The sequence below is a fragment of the Streptomyces sp. MNU89 genome (assembly GCF_020982505.1).
In the GTDB taxonomy this organism is placed as follows: domain Bacteria; phylum Actinomycetota; class Actinomycetes; order Streptomycetales; family Streptomycetaceae; genus Streptomyces; species Streptomyces xinghaiensis.
The window spans coordinates 6438452-6455035 of sequence record NZ_JAJKLL010000001.1; the positions used below are offsets into that span (position 1 = coordinate 6438452).

The 16584-nt window shown below is 72.4% G+C and carries 13 protein-coding genes; 10 read left to right on the top strand and 3 right to left on the bottom strand.

Annotation, left to right across the window (positions count from 1 at the left end; all coding sequences use genetic code 11):
• Positions 1 to 138 precede the first annotated feature (138 nt).
• The 5 genes from yajC (at position 139) to E4N63_RS27640 (ending at position 7055) form a co-directional block, all read left to right on the top strand.
• The gene (yajC, locus tag E4N63_RS27620) at positions 139 to 657 is read left to right on the top strand and encodes a preprotein translocase subunit YajC (protein ID WP_125623778.1); all 519 of its coding nucleotides are present in this window, start codon (positions 139 to 141) and stop codon (positions 655 to 657) included.
• A gap of 183 nt (positions 658 to 840) precedes the next feature.
• A complete protein-coding gene (secD, locus tag E4N63_RS27625) occupies positions 841 to 2598 on the top strand; it encodes a protein translocase subunit SecD (protein ID WP_230241941.1) in 1758 nt (585 codons plus the stop codon).
• Between the two features lies 1 nt (position 2599).
• Entirely contained in the window at positions 2600 to 3784 is a 1185-nt protein-coding gene (secF, locus tag E4N63_RS27630) for a protein translocase subunit SecF (protein WP_125623776.1), read from the top strand.
• Positions 3785 to 3788: 4 nt separating this feature from the next.
• On the top strand, positions 3789 to 4349 hold the full coding sequence (locus tag E4N63_RS27635; protein WP_125623775.1) for an adenine phosphoribosyltransferase: 561 nt from the start codon (positions 3789 to 3791) through the stop codon (positions 4347 to 4349).
• Between the two features lie 198 nt (positions 4350 to 4547).
• Positions 4548 to 7055, top strand: coding sequence for a bifunctional (p)ppGpp synthetase/guanosine-3',5'-bis(diphosphate) 3'-pyrophosphohydrolase (locus E4N63_RS27640; RefSeq protein WP_230241942.1), 2508 nt, complete (start codon positions 4548 to 4550; stop codon positions 7053 to 7055).
• 81 nt (positions 7056 to 7136) lie between these two features.
• On the opposite strand, the gene E4N63_RS27645 is transcribed toward E4N63_RS27640, so the two are convergent.
• Together E4N63_RS27645 and E4N63_RS27650 are read right to left on the bottom strand one after the other, a co-directional pair.
• On the bottom strand, positions 7137 to 8366 hold the full coding sequence (locus E4N63_RS27645; protein WP_230241943.1) for a DUF349 domain-containing protein: 1230 nt from the start codon (positions 8364 to 8366) through the stop codon (positions 7137 to 7139).
• A gap of 194 nt (positions 8367 to 8560) precedes the next feature.
• Positions 8561 to 9400 carry a peptidylprolyl isomerase gene (locus E4N63_RS27650; protein WP_230241945.1) on the bottom strand — a complete coding sequence of 280 codons (840 nt, stop codon included), beginning with the start codon at positions 9398 to 9400 and terminating at the stop codon, positions 8561 to 8563.
• A gap of 224 nt (positions 9401 to 9624) precedes the next feature.
• Here E4N63_RS27650 and E4N63_RS27655 point away from each other — a divergent pair, with 224 nt between their 5' ends.
• From E4N63_RS27655 to E4N63_RS27675, 5 genes are all read left to right on the top strand, one after another.
• Positions 9625 to 10338: an MBL fold metallo-hydrolase gene (locus tag E4N63_RS27655; RefSeq protein WP_125623783.1), complete on the top strand. Its 714-nt coding sequence runs from the start codon at positions 9625 to 9627 to the stop codon at positions 10336 to 10338.
• A 12-nt stretch (positions 10339 to 10350) separates the two neighbouring features.
• On the top strand, positions 10351 to 11613 hold the full coding sequence (gene hisS, locus E4N63_RS27660) for a histidine--tRNA ligase (protein WP_125623771.1): 1263 nt from the start codon (positions 10351 to 10353) through the stop codon (positions 11611 to 11613).
• A gap of 235 nt (positions 11614 to 11848) precedes the next feature.
• Complete coding sequence (locus tag E4N63_RS27665) at positions 11849 to 12523, top strand: vitamin K epoxide reductase family protein (RefSeq protein WP_125623770.1); 675 nt, start codon at positions 11849 to 11851, stop codon at positions 12521 to 12523.
• A gap of 136 nt (positions 12524 to 12659) precedes the next feature.
• On the top strand, positions 12660 to 14108 hold the full coding sequence (locus E4N63_RS27670) for a replication-associated recombination protein A (protein ID WP_230241947.1): 1449 nt from the start codon (positions 12660 to 12662) through the stop codon (positions 14106 to 14108).
• Positions 14109 to 14178: 70 nt separating this feature from the next.
• On the top strand, positions 14179 to 15630 hold the full coding sequence (locus E4N63_RS27675) for a serine hydrolase (protein ID WP_125623769.1): 1452 nt from the start codon (positions 14179 to 14181) through the stop codon (positions 15628 to 15630).
• A 48-nt stretch (positions 15631 to 15678) separates the two neighbouring features.
• Here the strand turns inward: E4N63_RS27675 and E4N63_RS27680 are convergent, their stop codons facing one another.
• Positions 15679 to 16554 (bottom strand): DUF2470 domain-containing protein, encoded by an 876-nt coding sequence (locus E4N63_RS27680; RefSeq protein WP_230241948.1) that lies wholly within the window; start codon positions 16552 to 16554, stop codon positions 15679 to 15681.
• Positions 16555 to 16584 lie beyond the last annotated feature (30 nt).

Consider the following 16584-nt stretch of genomic DNA (forward strand, 5'->3'; position numbering starts at 1 on the left):
CCGGTGCCATGCTGGACGTTGTTCCATCGGCGCGAACTCGCTTAGACTCCGCCGATGCCGTCCCATGCACCGGACGGCGCACCCACCCCCGAATACCAGGCCGCATCCCCTGCGGTCGTGCGAAGGAAACCCCGTCCCGTGAATATCGTCACTCTCCTCCCCTTCATCGTGCTCATCGGGGCCATGGTCCTCATGACCCGCTCGGCGAAGAAGAAGCAGCAGCAGGCCGCCGCGATGCGTGACCAGATGCAGCCGGGCACCGGTATCCGCACGATCGGGGGCATGTACGCCACCGTCAAGGAGGTCGGCGACGACACGGTCCTCCTGGAGGTCGCTCCCGGGGTCCACGCCGTCTACGCCAAGAACGCCGTCGCCGCCGTCCTCGAGGACGCGGAGTACAACAGCATCGTGCACGGTGCCGACTTCGACGGCGGTGAGCTCAAGTCCGGCACCCCGGTCGTCCCGGACGACGCCTCCTCGCTGACCGCGGCGGACCGTCCGGCGGCCGGTGACGAGCCCGTGGTCGACCTCGGCAAGGACGCCGCCGCCGACGAGCGGCCGGCCGGCGACGCCGCGGGGGACCGGGCCGAAGACAGCGAGGCCGGCAAGGCCGCCGAGGCCGACAAGAAGGACGACGGCGGCACCGGCGCGAAGTAGGCACGTCCGCGGGCCGCGACCGCCCGCGCCGGGCGCCGTCGTCCGAGACCGGGACACGGCCCCGCCGCACGGGGCACCACCGCCCGCCGGACGTCCGTACCCGCGGAGCACCGTCCTCCATTACACTTCGTGGCCGCCCGCTCACGACCGATGCGGTGCGGTTGGACAGGGAGAATCGAGAAGGTGGCAGCACCGAAGAAGGGCCGGCGCCCCTCGGGGGCCCAGGGCAGGCCGGGGCGCACCCTGGTTCTGTTCCTGATCGCCGTGGTGGCGCTGACCGGGGGGATGTTCCTCTCCGGGCACACCACACCGCGACTGGGAATCGACCTCGCGGGCGGGACGACCATCACGCTCACCGCCAAGAACCAGCCCGGTGAGCAGAACGCGATCAACCAGACGAACATGAACACGGCGGTCGGCATCATCGACCGCCGTGTCAACGGTCTGGGTGTGACCGAGGCCGAGGTGACGACCCAGGGCGACCGCAACATCATCGTCAACCTCCCCAAGGGCACCGACGAGGAGCAGGCGCGGGAACAGGTCGGCACGACCGCCCAGTTGCAGTTCCGTCCGGTGCTGGGGGTCGCGCAGGGCGCACCCGCCCCCGAGCCCACCGGGAGCCCCTCGGCCGGCGCGGACGACGAGGGGAAGAACGGCGACAAGGCCGGGGAGAGCGGGGAGAAGGACGCCGAGTCCGGAGAGCCGTCTCCCTCCGCCACCACCCAGGGCCGTGCCCTGACCGACGCGCTCGCCGCCGACGCCTCGGAGAAGCCCGAGGCGGCGCCCACGCAGTCTCCCGGCGAGACCGGCACCCCCCAGGCCCCCGCGCCGGAATCCGGGATCCCCGCCGAGCTCCAGAAGAAGCTCGACGCGCTGGACTGTTCGAAGCCCGAGGAGCGCGCCAAGGCCGGCGAGGGCGCCAAGCCCGGTGACAACACCGTCGCCTGCGACCAGGAGGGCACCGTCAAGTACGCGCTCGGCCCGACGGACGTCGCCGGTACGGAGGTCGACGACGCCAAGGCGCTCTTCGACTCCCAGACGGGCAAGGGCTGGGTGGTCACCCTCGACTTCAACAGCAAGGGCGCCGAGCAGTTCGCGGACGCCACCGAGCGGATCTCCCAGCAGCAGCCGAACCAGTTCGCCATCGTCCTGGACGGCGAGGTGGTCTCCGCGCCGTCCGTCGACACCCGCATCGGCGGCGGCAACGCCGAGATCTCCGGCAGCTTCACCCAGCAGTCCGCCGAGGACCTGGCCAACGTCCTGTCCTACGGCGCCCTGCCGCTCTCCTTCGAGGAGAGCAACGTGACGACGATCTCGCCCACGCTCGGTTCCGAGCAGCTCAAGGCGGGCCTGATCGCCGGAGCCATCGGACTGGCCCTGGTCGTCCTCTACCTGTTCTTCTACTACCGGGTCCTGGGACTCGTCGCGGTCTCCAGCCTGGTGGCCGCCGCCCTCCTGACCTACGTGATCATGACGCTGCTCGGCCCGGCCATCGGCTTCGCGCTGAGCCTCCCGGCCGTCTGCGGTGCCATCGTGGCCATCGGCATCACGGCGGACTCCTTCATCGTCTACTTCGAGCGGATCAGGGACGAGATCCGCGAGGGCCGCACCGTCCGGTCGGCCTTCTTCCGCGCCTGGCCGAGCGCCCGGCGGACCATCCTGGTCTCCGATGTCGTCTCGATCATCGCCGCTGTCGTGCTCTTCATCGTCTCGGTCGGCTCGGTTCAGGGCTTCGCCTTCGTGCTGGGCCTGACGACGGCCGTGGACATCGCCATCGTCTTCTTCCTGACCAAGCCCCTGATGACGATCCTGTCCGGCCGGACGTTCTTCACCAGCGGGCACCGCCAGTCCGGGCTCGACCCGAAACGGCTCGGTGCCAGCCCGCCCCTGCGCGGGCGGCGCCGCCCGGCCCTCGCCACCACCGACCCGAAGGAGGCATGAGATGTCACGACTCGGCACCCTCGGTGGCAAGCTGTACCGCGGCGAGTTGAGCTACGACTTCGTCGGCCGGCGCAAGTTCTGGTACGGCATCACGCTGCTCGTCGTCATCACGGCCCTGGCCGGTCTGGGGGTCCGCGGGCTGTACCTGGGCATCGAGTTCCAGGGCGGCGCCGTTTTCACCACCCAGCCCTCCGCCCCCATCTCCGTCGAGCAGGCGCGGGAGACGGTCCGTGAGGCCTCCGGGCGCGACGCCCGGGTCCAGGAGCTGGGAAGCGGCGCGCTCCGCATCCAGGTCACGGAGCTGACCACGGAAGAGTCCGGCGAGACCCGGGAAGCTCTCGCCGAGCAGCTCGGTATCGAGGCGCAGGACCTCAACGTCGAGCTGGTGGGTCCCAGCTGGGGTGACCAGATGACCACGAAGGCCCTGCAGGGCCTGGTGGTCTTCCTGGCCCTGGTGAGCGTCTATCTGGCGATCGCCTTCGAATGGCGGATGTCCGTGGCCGCCCTCGTGGCCCTCCTCCACGACCTGATCATCACCGTCGGCGTCTACGCCATCGTCGGCTTCGAGGTGACCCCGGGCACCGTGGTCGGTGTGCTGACCATCCTCGGTTACTCGCTGTACGACACCGTGGTGGTCTTCGACAAGGTCAAGGAGAAGACCCAGAACTACACCAAGCAGACCCGCTACACCTACGGGGAGCTGGCCAACCTCGGCATCAACGCCACGGTGATCCGCTCGGTGAACACCTCGGTGGTCGCCCTGCTGCCGGTGGCCGCGCTGCTCTTCATCGGCAGCGGACTGCTCGGCGGCGGCATGCTGAAGGACATCGCGCTGTCGCTCTTCGTGGGCCTCGCCGCGGGTACGTTCTCCTCGATCATGATCGCCACTCCGATCTCCGTGGACCTGCGCCTCCGCCAGCCGGACGTGAAGGCGCACGACCGCCGGGTGCTGGGCAAGCGCGCCCGGCGGGAGGCGGCCGGTGAGCAGGACGGCGCCGACGGCCCCGCCGGGGAGGACACCGGCCGGGAGGACGAGGACTGGGAGACCGGCGCCGAGGACGAGACCGACGGCACCCCGGAGCCGCAGGCCGCGGCACCGGCCGGTGCCGCCTCCGCCGACGTCCCCCGTCCGCCCGCCGCCCGCGGCGGGCGCGGACGCGGGCGCGCCTCCGGAAGGCGGAGGTGATCCCGTGACCGCCACTGCCCCGGTGTCACAGGAGCTGCAGAGCCGGCTCCTCGGCCGCATCCGCGACGTGCCGGACCACCCGAAGCCGGGCGTGACGTTCAAGGACATCACCCCGCTGCTGGCCGACCCGGCCGCCTTCGGCGCGCTCACCGACACCCTCGCCGAGCTGTGCCTGCGGCACGGCGCGACCAAGGTCGTCGGACTGGAGGCGCGCGGGTTCATCCTCGCCGCCCCCGCCGCCGTCCGCGCCGGGCTGGGCTTCGTCCCCGTCCGGAAGGCCGGCAAGCTGCCCGGGGCCACCCTGGGCCAGGCGTACGACCTGGAGTACGGCAGCGCCGAGCTCGAGATACACGCCGAGGACCTGGACCCCGGCGACCGGGTGATGGTGATCGACGACGTGCTGGCCACCGGCGGGACCGCCGAGGCGTCCCTGTCGCTCATCCGGCGGGCCGGAGCCGGTGTCGCCGGGGTGGCCATGCTCATGGAGCTGAGCTTCCTCGACGGCCGGCAGCGGCTCGAGCGGTCGCTCTCCGGCGCCCCGCTGGAGGTCCTCCTCACCATCTGAGACGCGGATCACAGCATGACCGAGGGCGGGCGCCACCTGGGCGTCCGCCCTCGTCACGCCCGCCTCCCCGGCCCCGGCGGGAGCCGGGCCGCGCCGATTCACCATGGGCCGATACCATGGATGTCCGGATCTCAACGGAAGTCCGGACCCGTCTCCCCGGCTGCCCGCGGGGAGAGGCCACCCCCCTGAGGAGTGCTCTTGCCGGACAAGGCCAAGCCGCTCACCGCCGCGACGCAGCCGGAGAAGCCCGCCGAGACCACGGCGGCGCAGGACACGACCGCGCGCCGGAACGGGAGCGCGGCCGAGCCGGTGACGCCACTCTCCGCACCCAAGCCGAAGCCCCCCGCCACCGAAGGCCGCTCGAACGGCGCGAGCGCCACGGTGCGCCCCGCGCCCGGCGCCGTCGCGCGCTCCGGCTCCTCCAACCGGGTGCGCGCCCGGCTGGCCCGGCTCGGGGTACAGCGCTCCAGCCCGTACAACCCGGTGCTCGAACCGCTGCTGCGCATCGTCCGCAGCAACGACCCCAAGATCGAGAGCGCCACGCTCCGCCAGATCGAGCGGGCCTACCAGGTGGCCGAGCGCTGGCACCGCGGCCAGAAGCGCAAGAGCGGCGACCCGTACATCACCCACCCGCTCGCGGTGACGACCATCCTCGCCGAGCTGGGCATGGACCCGGCGACGCTCATGGCGGGCCTGCTGCACGACACCGTCGAGGACACCGAGTACGGCCTGGACACCCTCCGCCGCGACTTCGGCGACCAGGTCGCCCTCCTCGTCGACGGCGTGACCAAGCTGGACAAGGTCAAGTTCGGTGAGGCCGCGCAGGCCGAGACCGTGCGGAAGATGGTCGTCGCCATGGCCAAGGACCCGCGGGTCCTGGTCATCAAGCTCGCCGACCGCCTGCACAACATGCGCACCATGCGCTATCTCAAGCGGGAGAAGCAGGAGCAGAAGGCCCGCGAGACCCTGGAGATCTACGCCCCGCTCGCGCACCGGCTGGGCATGAACACCATCAAGTGGGAGCTGGAGGACCTCGCCTTCGCGATCCTCTACCCCAAGATGTACGACGAGATCGTGCGGCTCGTCGCCGAACGCGCCCCCAAGCGCGACGAGTACCTGGCCATCGTCACCGACGAGGTCCAGACCGATCTCCGCGGCGCCCGCATCAAGGCCACCGTCACCGGCCGGCCCAAGCACTACTACAGCGTCTACCAGAAGATGATCGTCCGCGGCCGTGACTTCGCGGAGATCTACGACCTGGTGGGCATCCGCGTCCTGGTGGACACCGTCCGCGACTGCTACGCGGCGCTCGGCACCATCCACGCCCGCTGGAACCCGGTGCCGGGGCGGTTCAAGGACTACATCGCGATGCCCAAGTTCAACATGTACCAGTCGCTGCACACGACGGTCATCGGGCCCAACGGCAAGCCGGTCGAGCTGCAGATCCGCACCTTCGACATGCACCGCCGCGCCGAGTACGGCATCGCCGCGCACTGGAAGTACAAGCAGGAGGCCGTCGCGGGCGCCTCCAAGGTCCGCACCGACGCCCCCCGGGGAGTCGGCGGCAAGGACGACGCCATCAACGACATGGCGTGGCTGCGGCAGCTGCTGGACTGGCAGAAGGAGACGGAGGACCCGGGCGAGTTCCTGGAGTCCCTGCGCTTCGACCTCTCCCGCAACGAGGTCTTCGTCTTCACCCCCAAGGGCGACGTCATAGCGCTGCCGGCCGGCGCCACCCCCGTCGACTTCGCCTACGCCGTGCACACCGAGGTCGGCCACCGCACCATCGGCGCCCGGGTCAACGGCCGTCTCGTACCGCTGGAATCGACCCTGGACAACGGCGACCTGGTCGAGGTCTTCACCTCCAAGGCGCCCGGTGCCGGCCCGTCGCGGGACTGGCTCGGCTTCGTCAAGTCGCCCCGGGCCCGCAACAAGATCCGTGCCTGGTTCTCCAAGGAGCGCCGCGACGAGGCCATCGAGCACGGCAAGGACTCCATCGCCCGGGCGATGCGCAAGCAGAATCTGCCCATCCAGCGCATCCTCACCGGGGACTCACTGGTCACGCTGGCGCACGAGCTGCGCTACCCGGACATCTCCTCGCTCTACGCGGCCATCGGCGAGGGCCATGTCACCGCGCAGAACATCGTGCAGAAGCTGGTCCACGCCCTGGGCGGGGAGGACGAGGCCAACGAGGACCTCGCCGAGTCCACGCCGCTGCGCCCCCGGACCAAGCGGCGGGCGAAGGGCGACCCGGGCGTGGTGGTCAAGGGCGTCGACGACGTCTGGGTGAAGCTGGCCCGCTGCTGCACCCCGGTGCCGGGGGATCCGATCATCGGCTTCGTCACCCGCGGCAGCGGCGTCTCGGTGCACCGCGCGGACTGCGTCAACGTGGACTCGCTCTCCCAGCAGCCCGAGCGCATCCTGGAGGTGGAGTGGGCGCCGACCCAGTCCTCCGTCTTCCTGGTGGCCATCCAGGTCGAGGCGCTGGACCGGTCGCGGCTGCTGTCGGACGTCACCCGCGTGCTGTCCGACCAGCACGTCAACATTCTCTCCGCGGCCGTGCAGACCTCCCGGGACCGGGTGGCCACCTCGCGCTTCACCTTCGAGATGGGCGACCCGAAGCATCTCGGCCATGTGCTGCGGGCGGTCCGCACGGTGGAGGGCGTCTACGACGTCTACCGCATCACCTCGGCCCGCCGGCCGTGAGAACGGCGGGACCGGGAACGGCGAACGGCCCCGGTGTGCACCACATGCACACCGGGGCCGTTCCGCGTCCCTGCCCGGGGCTCAGCCGCCGAACTCCTGCAGGCCCTTGAGCGCCTGGTCCAGCAGGGCCTGGCGGCCCTCCAGCTCCTTGGTGAGCTTGTCGGCCTTGGCGTTGTTGCCCGCGGCGCGGGCCGCGTCCACCTGGCCGCGCAGCTTGTCGACGGCGGCCTGCAGCTGGCCGGTCAGCCCCTCGGCGCGGGCCCGCGCCTCCGGGTTCGTCCGCCGCCACTCGGCTTCCTCGGCCTCCTGGATGGCCCGCTCGACCGCGTGCATCCGGCCCTCGATCTTCGGGCGGGCGTCGCGCGGCACATGGCCGATGGCCTCCCACCGCTCGTTGACCGAACGGAAGGCCGCCCGCGCCGCCTTGAGGTCGGTGACCGGCAGCAGCTTCTCCGCCTCGGCCACCAGCTCCTCCTTGCGGGTCAGATTCTCCCGCTGCTCGGCGTCGCGCTCCGAGAACGCCTCCGAGCGGGCCTGGAAGAAGACGTCCTGCGCGCCGCGGAAACGGCTCCACAGATCCTCCTCCGCCTCCCGCTGGGCGCGACCCGCCGCCTTCCAGGCGGACATCAGCTCGCGGTACCGGGCGGCCGTCGGGCCCCAGTCGGTCGAGCCGGAGAGCGCCTCGGCCTCGGCGACCAGCTTCTCCTTGGCCTGCCGGGCCTCCTCGCGCTGCGCGTCCAGCGCGGCGAAGTGCGCCTTGCGCCGCTTCGAGAACGCCGAACGGGCGTGGGAGAAGCGGTGCCACAGCTCGTCGTCCGTCTTGCGGTCGAGCCGCGGCAGCCCCTTCCAGGTGTCGACCAGTGCGCGCAGCCGCTCGCCGGCCGACCGCCACTGATCACTGCCCGCGAGCGCCTCGGCCTCGGCGACCAGCTTCTCCTTGGCCTGCCGGGCCTCGTCGGACTGCCGGGCCTTCGCCGCCCGGCGCTCCTCGCGCCGCGCCTCGACGACCTCGACGAGCTTGTCGAGCCGCTGCCGCAGGGCGTCGAGGTCGCCCACCGCGTGGTGCGCGTCGATCTGCTCCCGGATGTGGCCGATGGCCGTCATCGCGTCCTTGGACGACAGGTCGGTGGTCCGCACCCGGCGTTCGAGGAGGCCGATCTCCACGACCAGCCCTTCGTACTTGCGCTCGAAGTAGGCAAGGGCCTCGTCGGGAGAGCCGGCCTGCCACGATCCGACGACCTTCTCGCCCTCGGCCGTGCGCACGTACACGGTCCCCGCCTCGTCGACGCGGCCCCACGGGTCGCTGCTCACAGCGCCTCCTCCACATGATGCCGCCACGAGCTCACGGCTCGGGGGCATCGTCCACAGTTCCGCCCTCCTCGCCCCCTGCGGGGAGGAGGGGCCCGGGCCGGCTCAATCGCCCTGACCGGTTACACGCCAAACATAGGCGAACCCCGGGCCGGCTGTCCGCATCCGGACGGCCGGGATTTGGCGTACCGAGCGGCTCAGGACTTGCGCACCGTCGCCTTGTTGATCACGACGGTGGCGTTGGGCGCGGTGTTCTGCGTCGCGTCGGGCGCGGCGGCGCCCGCGTCGGCGATCTTCTTCAGGACCTTCATGCCCTCCTCGTCGACGGTCCCGAACGGCGTGTAGTCGGGCGGCAGCTGGCTGTCCTGGTAGACGAGGAAGAACTGGCTGCCGCCGCTGTTCCGGCCCTTCTTCTCCGCGGCGTTGTACTTGTTGGCCATCGCCACGGTGCCCGCCGGATAGACGTTCCCCTTGAGCTTCGGGTCCTTGAGGTTCTCATCCGGGATGGTGTAGCCGGGGCCGCCCTGTCCCGTCCCCTTCGGGTCGCCGCACTGCAGGACGTAGATGCCGGACTCCGTCAGCCGGTGGCACTTGGTGTGGTCGAAGAACCCCTCGCCCGCCAGGAAGTTGAAGGAGTTGACGGTGCGCGGTGCCTTCTCCGCGTCCATGGTGATGCCGATGTCGCCGCAGGTGGTCTCCAGCTCCATCACATAGGAGGCCGAGGTGTCGATCGTCATCGCCGGCTCCTTCTTCCACTGCTCGGTGCCGGGCTCGCCCCCGGCCGGCTCGTCGCAGGGGTCGGGAGCCTTGCTCGTCGCGGACGCCTCCGGGGAGGCCGCGGCGTCGTCCTTCTTCTTGTCGCCGCCGCCCAGGCCCGCGGTGGCGGCCGCCGCGGCGCCCGCGACGAGAACGGCGGCCACCGCGGCCGCGATCACCGCGTTGCGGCGGCGTGCCCTGCGCCGCTGGGCGCGGCGCTCCTGCTGCCGTTCGAACTTCTTCCGGGCGAGTTCTCTCCGCCGCTGGTCGCTCGTGGCCACCGGTCCGTCTCCTCGTGACGTGGGGGGTCTGTCGGTCGTTGTGCCGGTCGTTCCGCCGGTCTTGTCCGTGCTGGTCCTTCTCGAGTCCTTCGTGGTCCGCCCCGGTGCGCCCCACGGGCGCGGAACGCTGGCCGTACCGTATACGGGTTCGCGGCCGGTGGACCGCCGCCGGTAGTCTCTGACCTGATCGACACCAGTTACCGGACCACATGTTGGGGACGATTGTGCTCATTGCCGGGTTCCCCGCCGGGGCCTGGGGGACCAACTGTTACCTGGTCGCCCCCGCCGCGGGCGAGGAGTGCGTGATCATCGACCCGGGCCACGAGGCGGCCCCCGGCGTCGAGGAGACGCTCGCCAAGCACCGCCTCAAGCCGGTCGCCGTCGTCCTCACCCACGGGCATCTCGACCACGTCGCCTCGGTCGTGCCCGTCTGCGGCGCCCACGACGTACCGGCCTGGATCCACCCCGAGGACCGCTACATGATGACCGACCCGGAGAAGGCTCTCGGCCGCTCCATCGGGCAGCAGCTCATGGGCGAGCTGACGATCGGAGAGCCCGATGACGTCAAGGAACTGGCCGACGGCGCGAAGCTGGAGCTGGCGGGCCTGGAGTTCGGTGTCGCGCACGCGCCCGGGCATACCAGGGGGTCGGTGACCTTCCGGATGCCCGAGCAGGCCGATGTGCCGCAGGTCTTCTTCTCGGGTGACCTGCTGTTCGCCGGCTCCGTCGGACGCACCGACCTGCCCGGTGGCGACCACGCCGAGCTGCTCCGGTCGCTGGCCCGGGTGTGCCTGCCGCTGGACGACTCGACGGTGGTGCTGTCCGGCCACGGCCCCCAGACGACCATCGGCCGCGAGCGCGCCGCCAACCCGTTCCTGCGGGAGGTGGCCGCCGGCCCCGGAACGGCCGGACCGGCCGTTCCACGACGAGGAATGTGAAGAATTCCCCCAGTGAGCACCTTCAAGGCCCCCAAGGGCACGTACGACCTGCTCCCGCCCGACTCCGCCGTGTACCTCGCGGTGCGGGAAGCGATCTCCGCCCCGCTGCGCCGGGCCGGTTACGGCTACGCCGAGACCCCCGGCTTCGAGAACGTCGAGCTGTTCTCGCGCGGTGTCGGTGAGTCGACCGACATCGTCACCAAGGAGATGTACACCCTCACCACCAAGGGCGGCGACGAGCTCGCCCTCCGCCCCGAGGGAACCGCCTCCGTGCTGCGCGCCGCGCTGGAGGCCAACCTCCACAAGGCCGGGAACCTCCCGGTGAAGCTCTGGTACTCCGGCTCGTACTACCGCTACGAGCGCCCGCAGGCCGGCCGCTACCGGCACTTCTCGCAGGTCGGCGCCGAGGCCATCGGGGCCGAGGACCCGGCGCTCGACGCCGAGTTGATCATCCTCGCCGTGGACGCCTACCGGTCGCTGGGCCTGAGGAACTTCCGGCTGCTGCTGAACTCGCTCGGTGACCAGGAGTGCCGCCCGGTCTACCGCGCCGCGCTCCAGGACTTCCTGCGCGGGCTCGACCTCGACGAGGACACCCGGCGGCGCATCGAGATCAACCCGCTGCGGGTCCTCGACGACAAGCGGGAGGCCGTGCAGAAGCAGCTCAGCGGAGCGCCGATGATGCGCGACCACCTGTGCGCGTCCTGCACGGCGTACCACGAACAGGTGCGCGAGCTGCTGACCGCCGCGGGCGTGGTCTTCGAGGACGACACCAAGCTGGTCCGCGGCCTGGACTACTACACCCGCACCACCTTCGAGTTCGTCCACGACGGTCTGGGCTCGCAGTCCGCGGTCGGCGGCGGCGGGCGGTACGACGGGCTCTCCGAGATGATCGGCGGGCCGTCCCTGCCGTCCGTCGGCTGGGCGCTCGGCGTGGACCGCACGGTGCTCGCCCTGCGTGCCGAGGGCGTCGAACTCGCCCTGCCCGCGGCCACCCAGGTGTACGCGGTGCCGCTCGGCGAGGAGGCGCGGCGCGCGCTCTTCGGCGTGGTCACCGAGCTGCGCCGGGCCGGGGTCGCGGCGGACTTCAGCTACGGCGGCCGCGGCCTCAAGGGAGCCATGAAGTCGGCGAACCGCAGCGGGGCGCGGATCGCCCTCGTCGCCGGGGAGCGGGATCTGGCCGAGGGCGTCGTCCAGCTCAAGGACCTGGAGAGCGGCGAGCAGCGGGCCGTACCGGCCGCCGAGACCGTCGCGGCGGTCCGGGCCGCGCTGGGCTGACGCGGACGGCCGCCCCCCCGCGGTGAGGGCCCGTACGGAGGGCGCTTCCGTACGGGCCCGAGCACGTCCCCGCCGGCTCTCCTTATGGCCGTCGAACAACCGGTGCGGAAGAATGTTCGGCCGGATGTCCCTCGTCCGGTTGACCGGCCGGAAGAGGGCGCCGACCGGTGCCACAATGTGCGAGGTCCGCCCGGGCACCGGCCTCGGGACCGACGGAAGCGACGGAAACGGCGATATGACGATGACAGAGCGGGATGACGTGTCCGCCACCGACGGGGACGGCGGCGGGGGCGCGGGGTACGGGACGGCCGGTGTCCGCGCCGCCCTCGGCAGCGGCCGCGCCTTCGCCCTGATGCTGGTGATCACCGGCGCGGCGGGCCTCCTCGCGGCCTGGGTCATCACGCTCGACAAGTACAAGCTGCTGGAGGCCAAGGCGGAGGGCACCACCTTCACCCCCGGCTGCAGCCTCAACCCGGTCGTCTCCTGCGGCAACATCATGGAGAGCGACCAGGCCTCCGTCTTCGGCTTCCCCAACCCCATGCTGGGCCTGGTCACCTACGGCATGGTGATCGCCATCGGCGTGGCCCTGCTGGGCGGCGCCCGTTTCCCCCGCTGGTACTGGCTCGGCCTGAACGCCGGCACCCTCTTCGGCGCCGGCTTCTGCATGTGGCTCATGTACCAGTCGCTGTACGTCATCGGCTCGCTCTGCCTGTGGTGCAACCTCGCCTGGGTCGCCACCATCGTGATGTTCAGCTACGTCACCGCGCACAACATCCGGCACCGCCTCATCCCGGCTCCGGACGGCCTGCGCCGCGCGGTGGCGGAGTTCCACTGGGTGCTGCCGGTGGTCTGGATCGGCGCCATCGGCATGCTGATCCTGACCCGCTGGTGGGACTTCTGGACGGGCTGAGCCCTCGCCCCTCCCGGCTCCGCCGGCTGCCCGCGCCCCGTCACCCCGCTCCGGCGGTGACGGGGCGTCCGCGTGCCGTGGCCCCGCGCACCCGGCCCGGACCGCGCTGTCGGCGCGGTGCCTTAGGGTTTCCGTCGTGGAGCCCGACCTGTTCACCGCCGCCGCCGAGGACCGCCAGAGCAAGGACCCGGCGAGCAGCCCCCTGGCCGTACGGATGCGTCCGCGCACCCTGGACGAGGTGGTGGGCCAGCAGCATCTGCTGCGGCCCGGGGCGCCGCTGCGCCGGCTCGTCGGCGAGGGGGAGGGCGGCCCGGCCGGCCCGTCCTCGGTGATCCTCTGGGGCCCGCCCGGCACCGGCAAGACCACCCTCGCGTACGTCGTCAGCCAGGCCACCAACAAGCGCTTCGTGGAGCTCTCCGCCATCACCGCCGGGGTGAAGGAGGTGCGGGCCGTCATCGACGGCGCCCGCCGCGCCTCCGGCGGCTACGGCAAGGAGACGGTGCTCTTCCTCGACGAGATCCACCGCTTCAGCAAGGCCCAGCAGGACTCCCTGCTCCCGGCCGTGGAGAACCGGTGGGTCACGCTCATAGCAGCCACCACCGAGAACCCGTACTTCTCGATCATCTCCCCGCTGCTCTCCCGCTCGCTGCTGCTCACCCTGGAACCGCTGACCGACGAGGGCCTGCGCGATCTGCTGCGCCGCGCCGTCGCGGACGAACGCGGGCTCGGCGGCGCCGTCTCCCTGACGGCGGACGCGGAGAACCATCTGCTGCGGATCGCCGGCGGCGATGCCCGCCGCGCGCTCACCGCCCTGGAGGCCGGTGCCGGATCGGCCATCTCGCAGGGGGAGAAGGAGATCACCCTCCGGGCGCTGGAGGAGGCCGTCGACCGGGCGGCGGTGACGTACGACCGCGACGGCGACCAGCACTACGACGTGGCCAGCGCCCTCATCAAGTCCATCCGCGGCTCGGACGTGGACGCCGCGCTGCACTACCTGGCCCGGATGATCGAGGCGGGCGAGGACCCCCGGTTCATCGCCCGGCGGCTGATGATCTCCGCCAGCGAGGACATCGGCATGGCCGACCCGACGGCCCTCCAGACCGCCGTCGCGGCGGCCCAGGCGGTGGCCCTGATCGGTTTCCCGGAAGCCCGGATCGCGCTGGGCCAGGCGACGATCGCCCTCGCCCTGGCGCCCAAGTCCAACGCCGCCTACCTCGCGATCGACGCGGCCCTGGCGGACGTACGGGCCGGGCTGGCCGGCCCCGTACCGCCCTATCTGCGGGACGGTCACTACAAGGGCGCGCAGAAGCTCGGCCACGCGCAGGGCTACGTCTATCCGCACGACGTCCCCGGCGGCATCGCCACGCAGCAGTACGCCCCGGACGCCGTCCACGGCAAGCGCTACTACGAGCCGACGCGCTACGGGACGGAGGCCCGCTACGCGGAGGTCGCCGAGCGGGTCCGGGCCCGTCTCCGCGGCGATCCCCCGCCGCGCCCGCCGGAGCGCGCACCGTCCCGGCCCCGGCGGAGGAGCGCCCGGAGAGGTCCGGGGAGAGCCGGCGGGGAGGAGGGGAGCGCCGTATGACCGGCGGGTCCCCGACGGCGGGCCGGGAACCGGCTGGATCGCGCTCAACCGGCGGGGGCAGGATGCTCCCATGACCGACCCTGCCCCGAGTTCCTCCGGCCCCGCCGCCCAGGGCGTCGACGCGGCCGGCGTCCACGCCTTCCTCGACGCGCTCGAAGCCGCCCCCGGGATCGAGCCCCACAGCCTGATGATCGTGCGGCACGGACAGCTCGTCGCCTCGGGCTGGTGGGGGCCGTACACCCCTGAACGCCCCCACCTGCTGTACTCGCTGAGCAAGAGCTTCACCGGGACCGCCGCCGCCCTGGCCGAGGCCGAGGGCCTGCTCGACTTCGACGCGCCGGTGGTCTCGTACTTCCCGGAGTTCGAGGCCGGCATCACCGATCCGCGCAGCCGCGCCCTGCTCGTCCGGCACGTGGCCTCCATGGCGAGCGGCCACCGCCGCGACACGGTCGACGAGGCCTACCGGCGGGACCCTGCCGAGCCCGTCCGGGGATTCCTCCTGCTGCCGCCCGACCAGGACCCGGGCACGGTCTTCGCCTACAACCAGCCCGCCACCTACACGCTCGCCGCGATCGTCCAGCGCGTGACCGGGCAGTCGCTCACCGGGTACCTGCGGCCCCGGCTGCTGGATCCGCTGGGCATCGGGGAGGTGTCCTGGCGGCGCGACCGCACCGGCCGCGAGCTCGGCTTCAGCGGACTGCACGCCACCACCGACGCCGTCGCCCGGCTCGGGGAGCTGTATCTGCGCGACGGGGTCCGGGAGGGCCGGCGGCTGCTGCCCGAGGGGTGGACGGCCCGGGCGACGCGCCCCCGCATACCGACCGCCGGAGCCATGGGCGACGTGGACCGGCAGGACTGGGACCGGGGCTACGGCTACCAGTTCTGGATGTCCCGGCACGGCTACCGGGGCGACGGCGCGTACGGCCAGTTCTGCCTGGTGCTGCCGGAGCAGGACGCGGTGATCGCGACGACCGCGGCGACCGAGCGGATGCAGGAGTTCCTGAATCTCGTCTGGGAGCATCTGCTGCCCGCCTTCGGCCCCGGGCCGCTGCCCGGCCGGGAGGCCGCCGACGCGGGACTGCGGGACCGCCTCGACCGCCTCGCGCTGCCACCCGCCCCGGGCCGGTCCGCGCCCCCGGAGCGGGCCGGGGACTGGGCAGCCACCGAGTTCACGTCCTCCGGGGAGGCCGGGCCGGTCAGGACGGCCCGGCTCGCCCGGAGCACGGGCGGCTGGACGCTCACGCTCACCGGAACAGGGGACCGGCCGGACCGGCCGGACCTGCTGGACCTGCGCATCGGCGGGGAGGGCTGGACGGTAGCCGAGGAACCCGTCCCCACCGCGGTGAGCGGCGGCTGGACCGCTGCCGGGACGCTGGCCGTGGAGACGGTGTTCCTGGAGACCCCGCACCGCCTGGCGCTGACCTGCTCCCTCGCGGACCGGACGGTCACCGCGCACTGGCGCACCCGGCCCCTGCACGGCAACCGGCTCACCGCGCTGGGCGCCCCGCGCGGCTCCGCCTGAGCCGGGTGGGAAGGCCGTCGGAGGCGGGGGCGGCTGCGGCGCGGGCCCTCACCGGTCCCCGTCCGCCGCGGTGAACAGCGCCCCCAGCGCGCGGCGGAGTTCTGTGACGTCCCTCACCGGTTCGGGGAAGTCGAAGCGGGCGTCGAAGACCGGCTCGCCGCCCTCCGTGAAGCGGACGCGCAGCCCGAAGCGGTCCAGCGAGAGCGGTACGCCCCGGCCGCGCGCGCCGCAGACCCGGTCGGCCCGTTCGCCGAGCAGCCCGCACAGCCCGCGCAGCGCGTCACCGTGCGCGGTGGCCAAGTGCTGGAGGATTTCCGCCTCTTGACCTGCGAGGGGGTCGGCCGCGGCGGCCGCGAAGGCGTCCGGTTCGACGGGTTCCGCGCCCCAGAGGTCGTCCACCGCGGCCTCGCCGACCTCCAGCCGCAGCACCGCCCGGGTGCCCGGATCACCGCCGCCGGCCGGGACGGCCCCCGGGTGCCTGCGGGCGAGCAGCGCCAGCCCCCCGGCCCGTTCCCGGCCCCGGAGCGGGGTCAGCCAGCCGCCGAGCCATGCCCGGCCCCGGATACGATGGGGTACGGCGACGGGCGCGACGTCCGAGATCTCGATGAGGGCGGTGAGCTCGTCGTCCTGTGCGTGGGCCGCGGCGCGAGCCGCGGGGGAGTCCCCAGGCATCAGCAGCAGCACGTCCCCGTCCGCCGTGACGGCGCGTGCCGAGGGCGCACCGGCGCCCCAACCGCCCGAGTCCGTGCCCGGAATGGTCAGCACGGCGGAGGCGTTCGACTCCGCGAGGGTACGTACGCGTTCGGCTGCCGTCGGCTGCCGGGCGTCTTCCCAGGGGCGCGGCTGACCCGTCGTCCCGGCAGGGGCCGGCACGGATTCCGTGGGACGGCCGGAGCCGGGCATGGGGCTCCCAGGTCGAAACATGCGTTCTCCTCCGATAAGGTAAGCCTCACC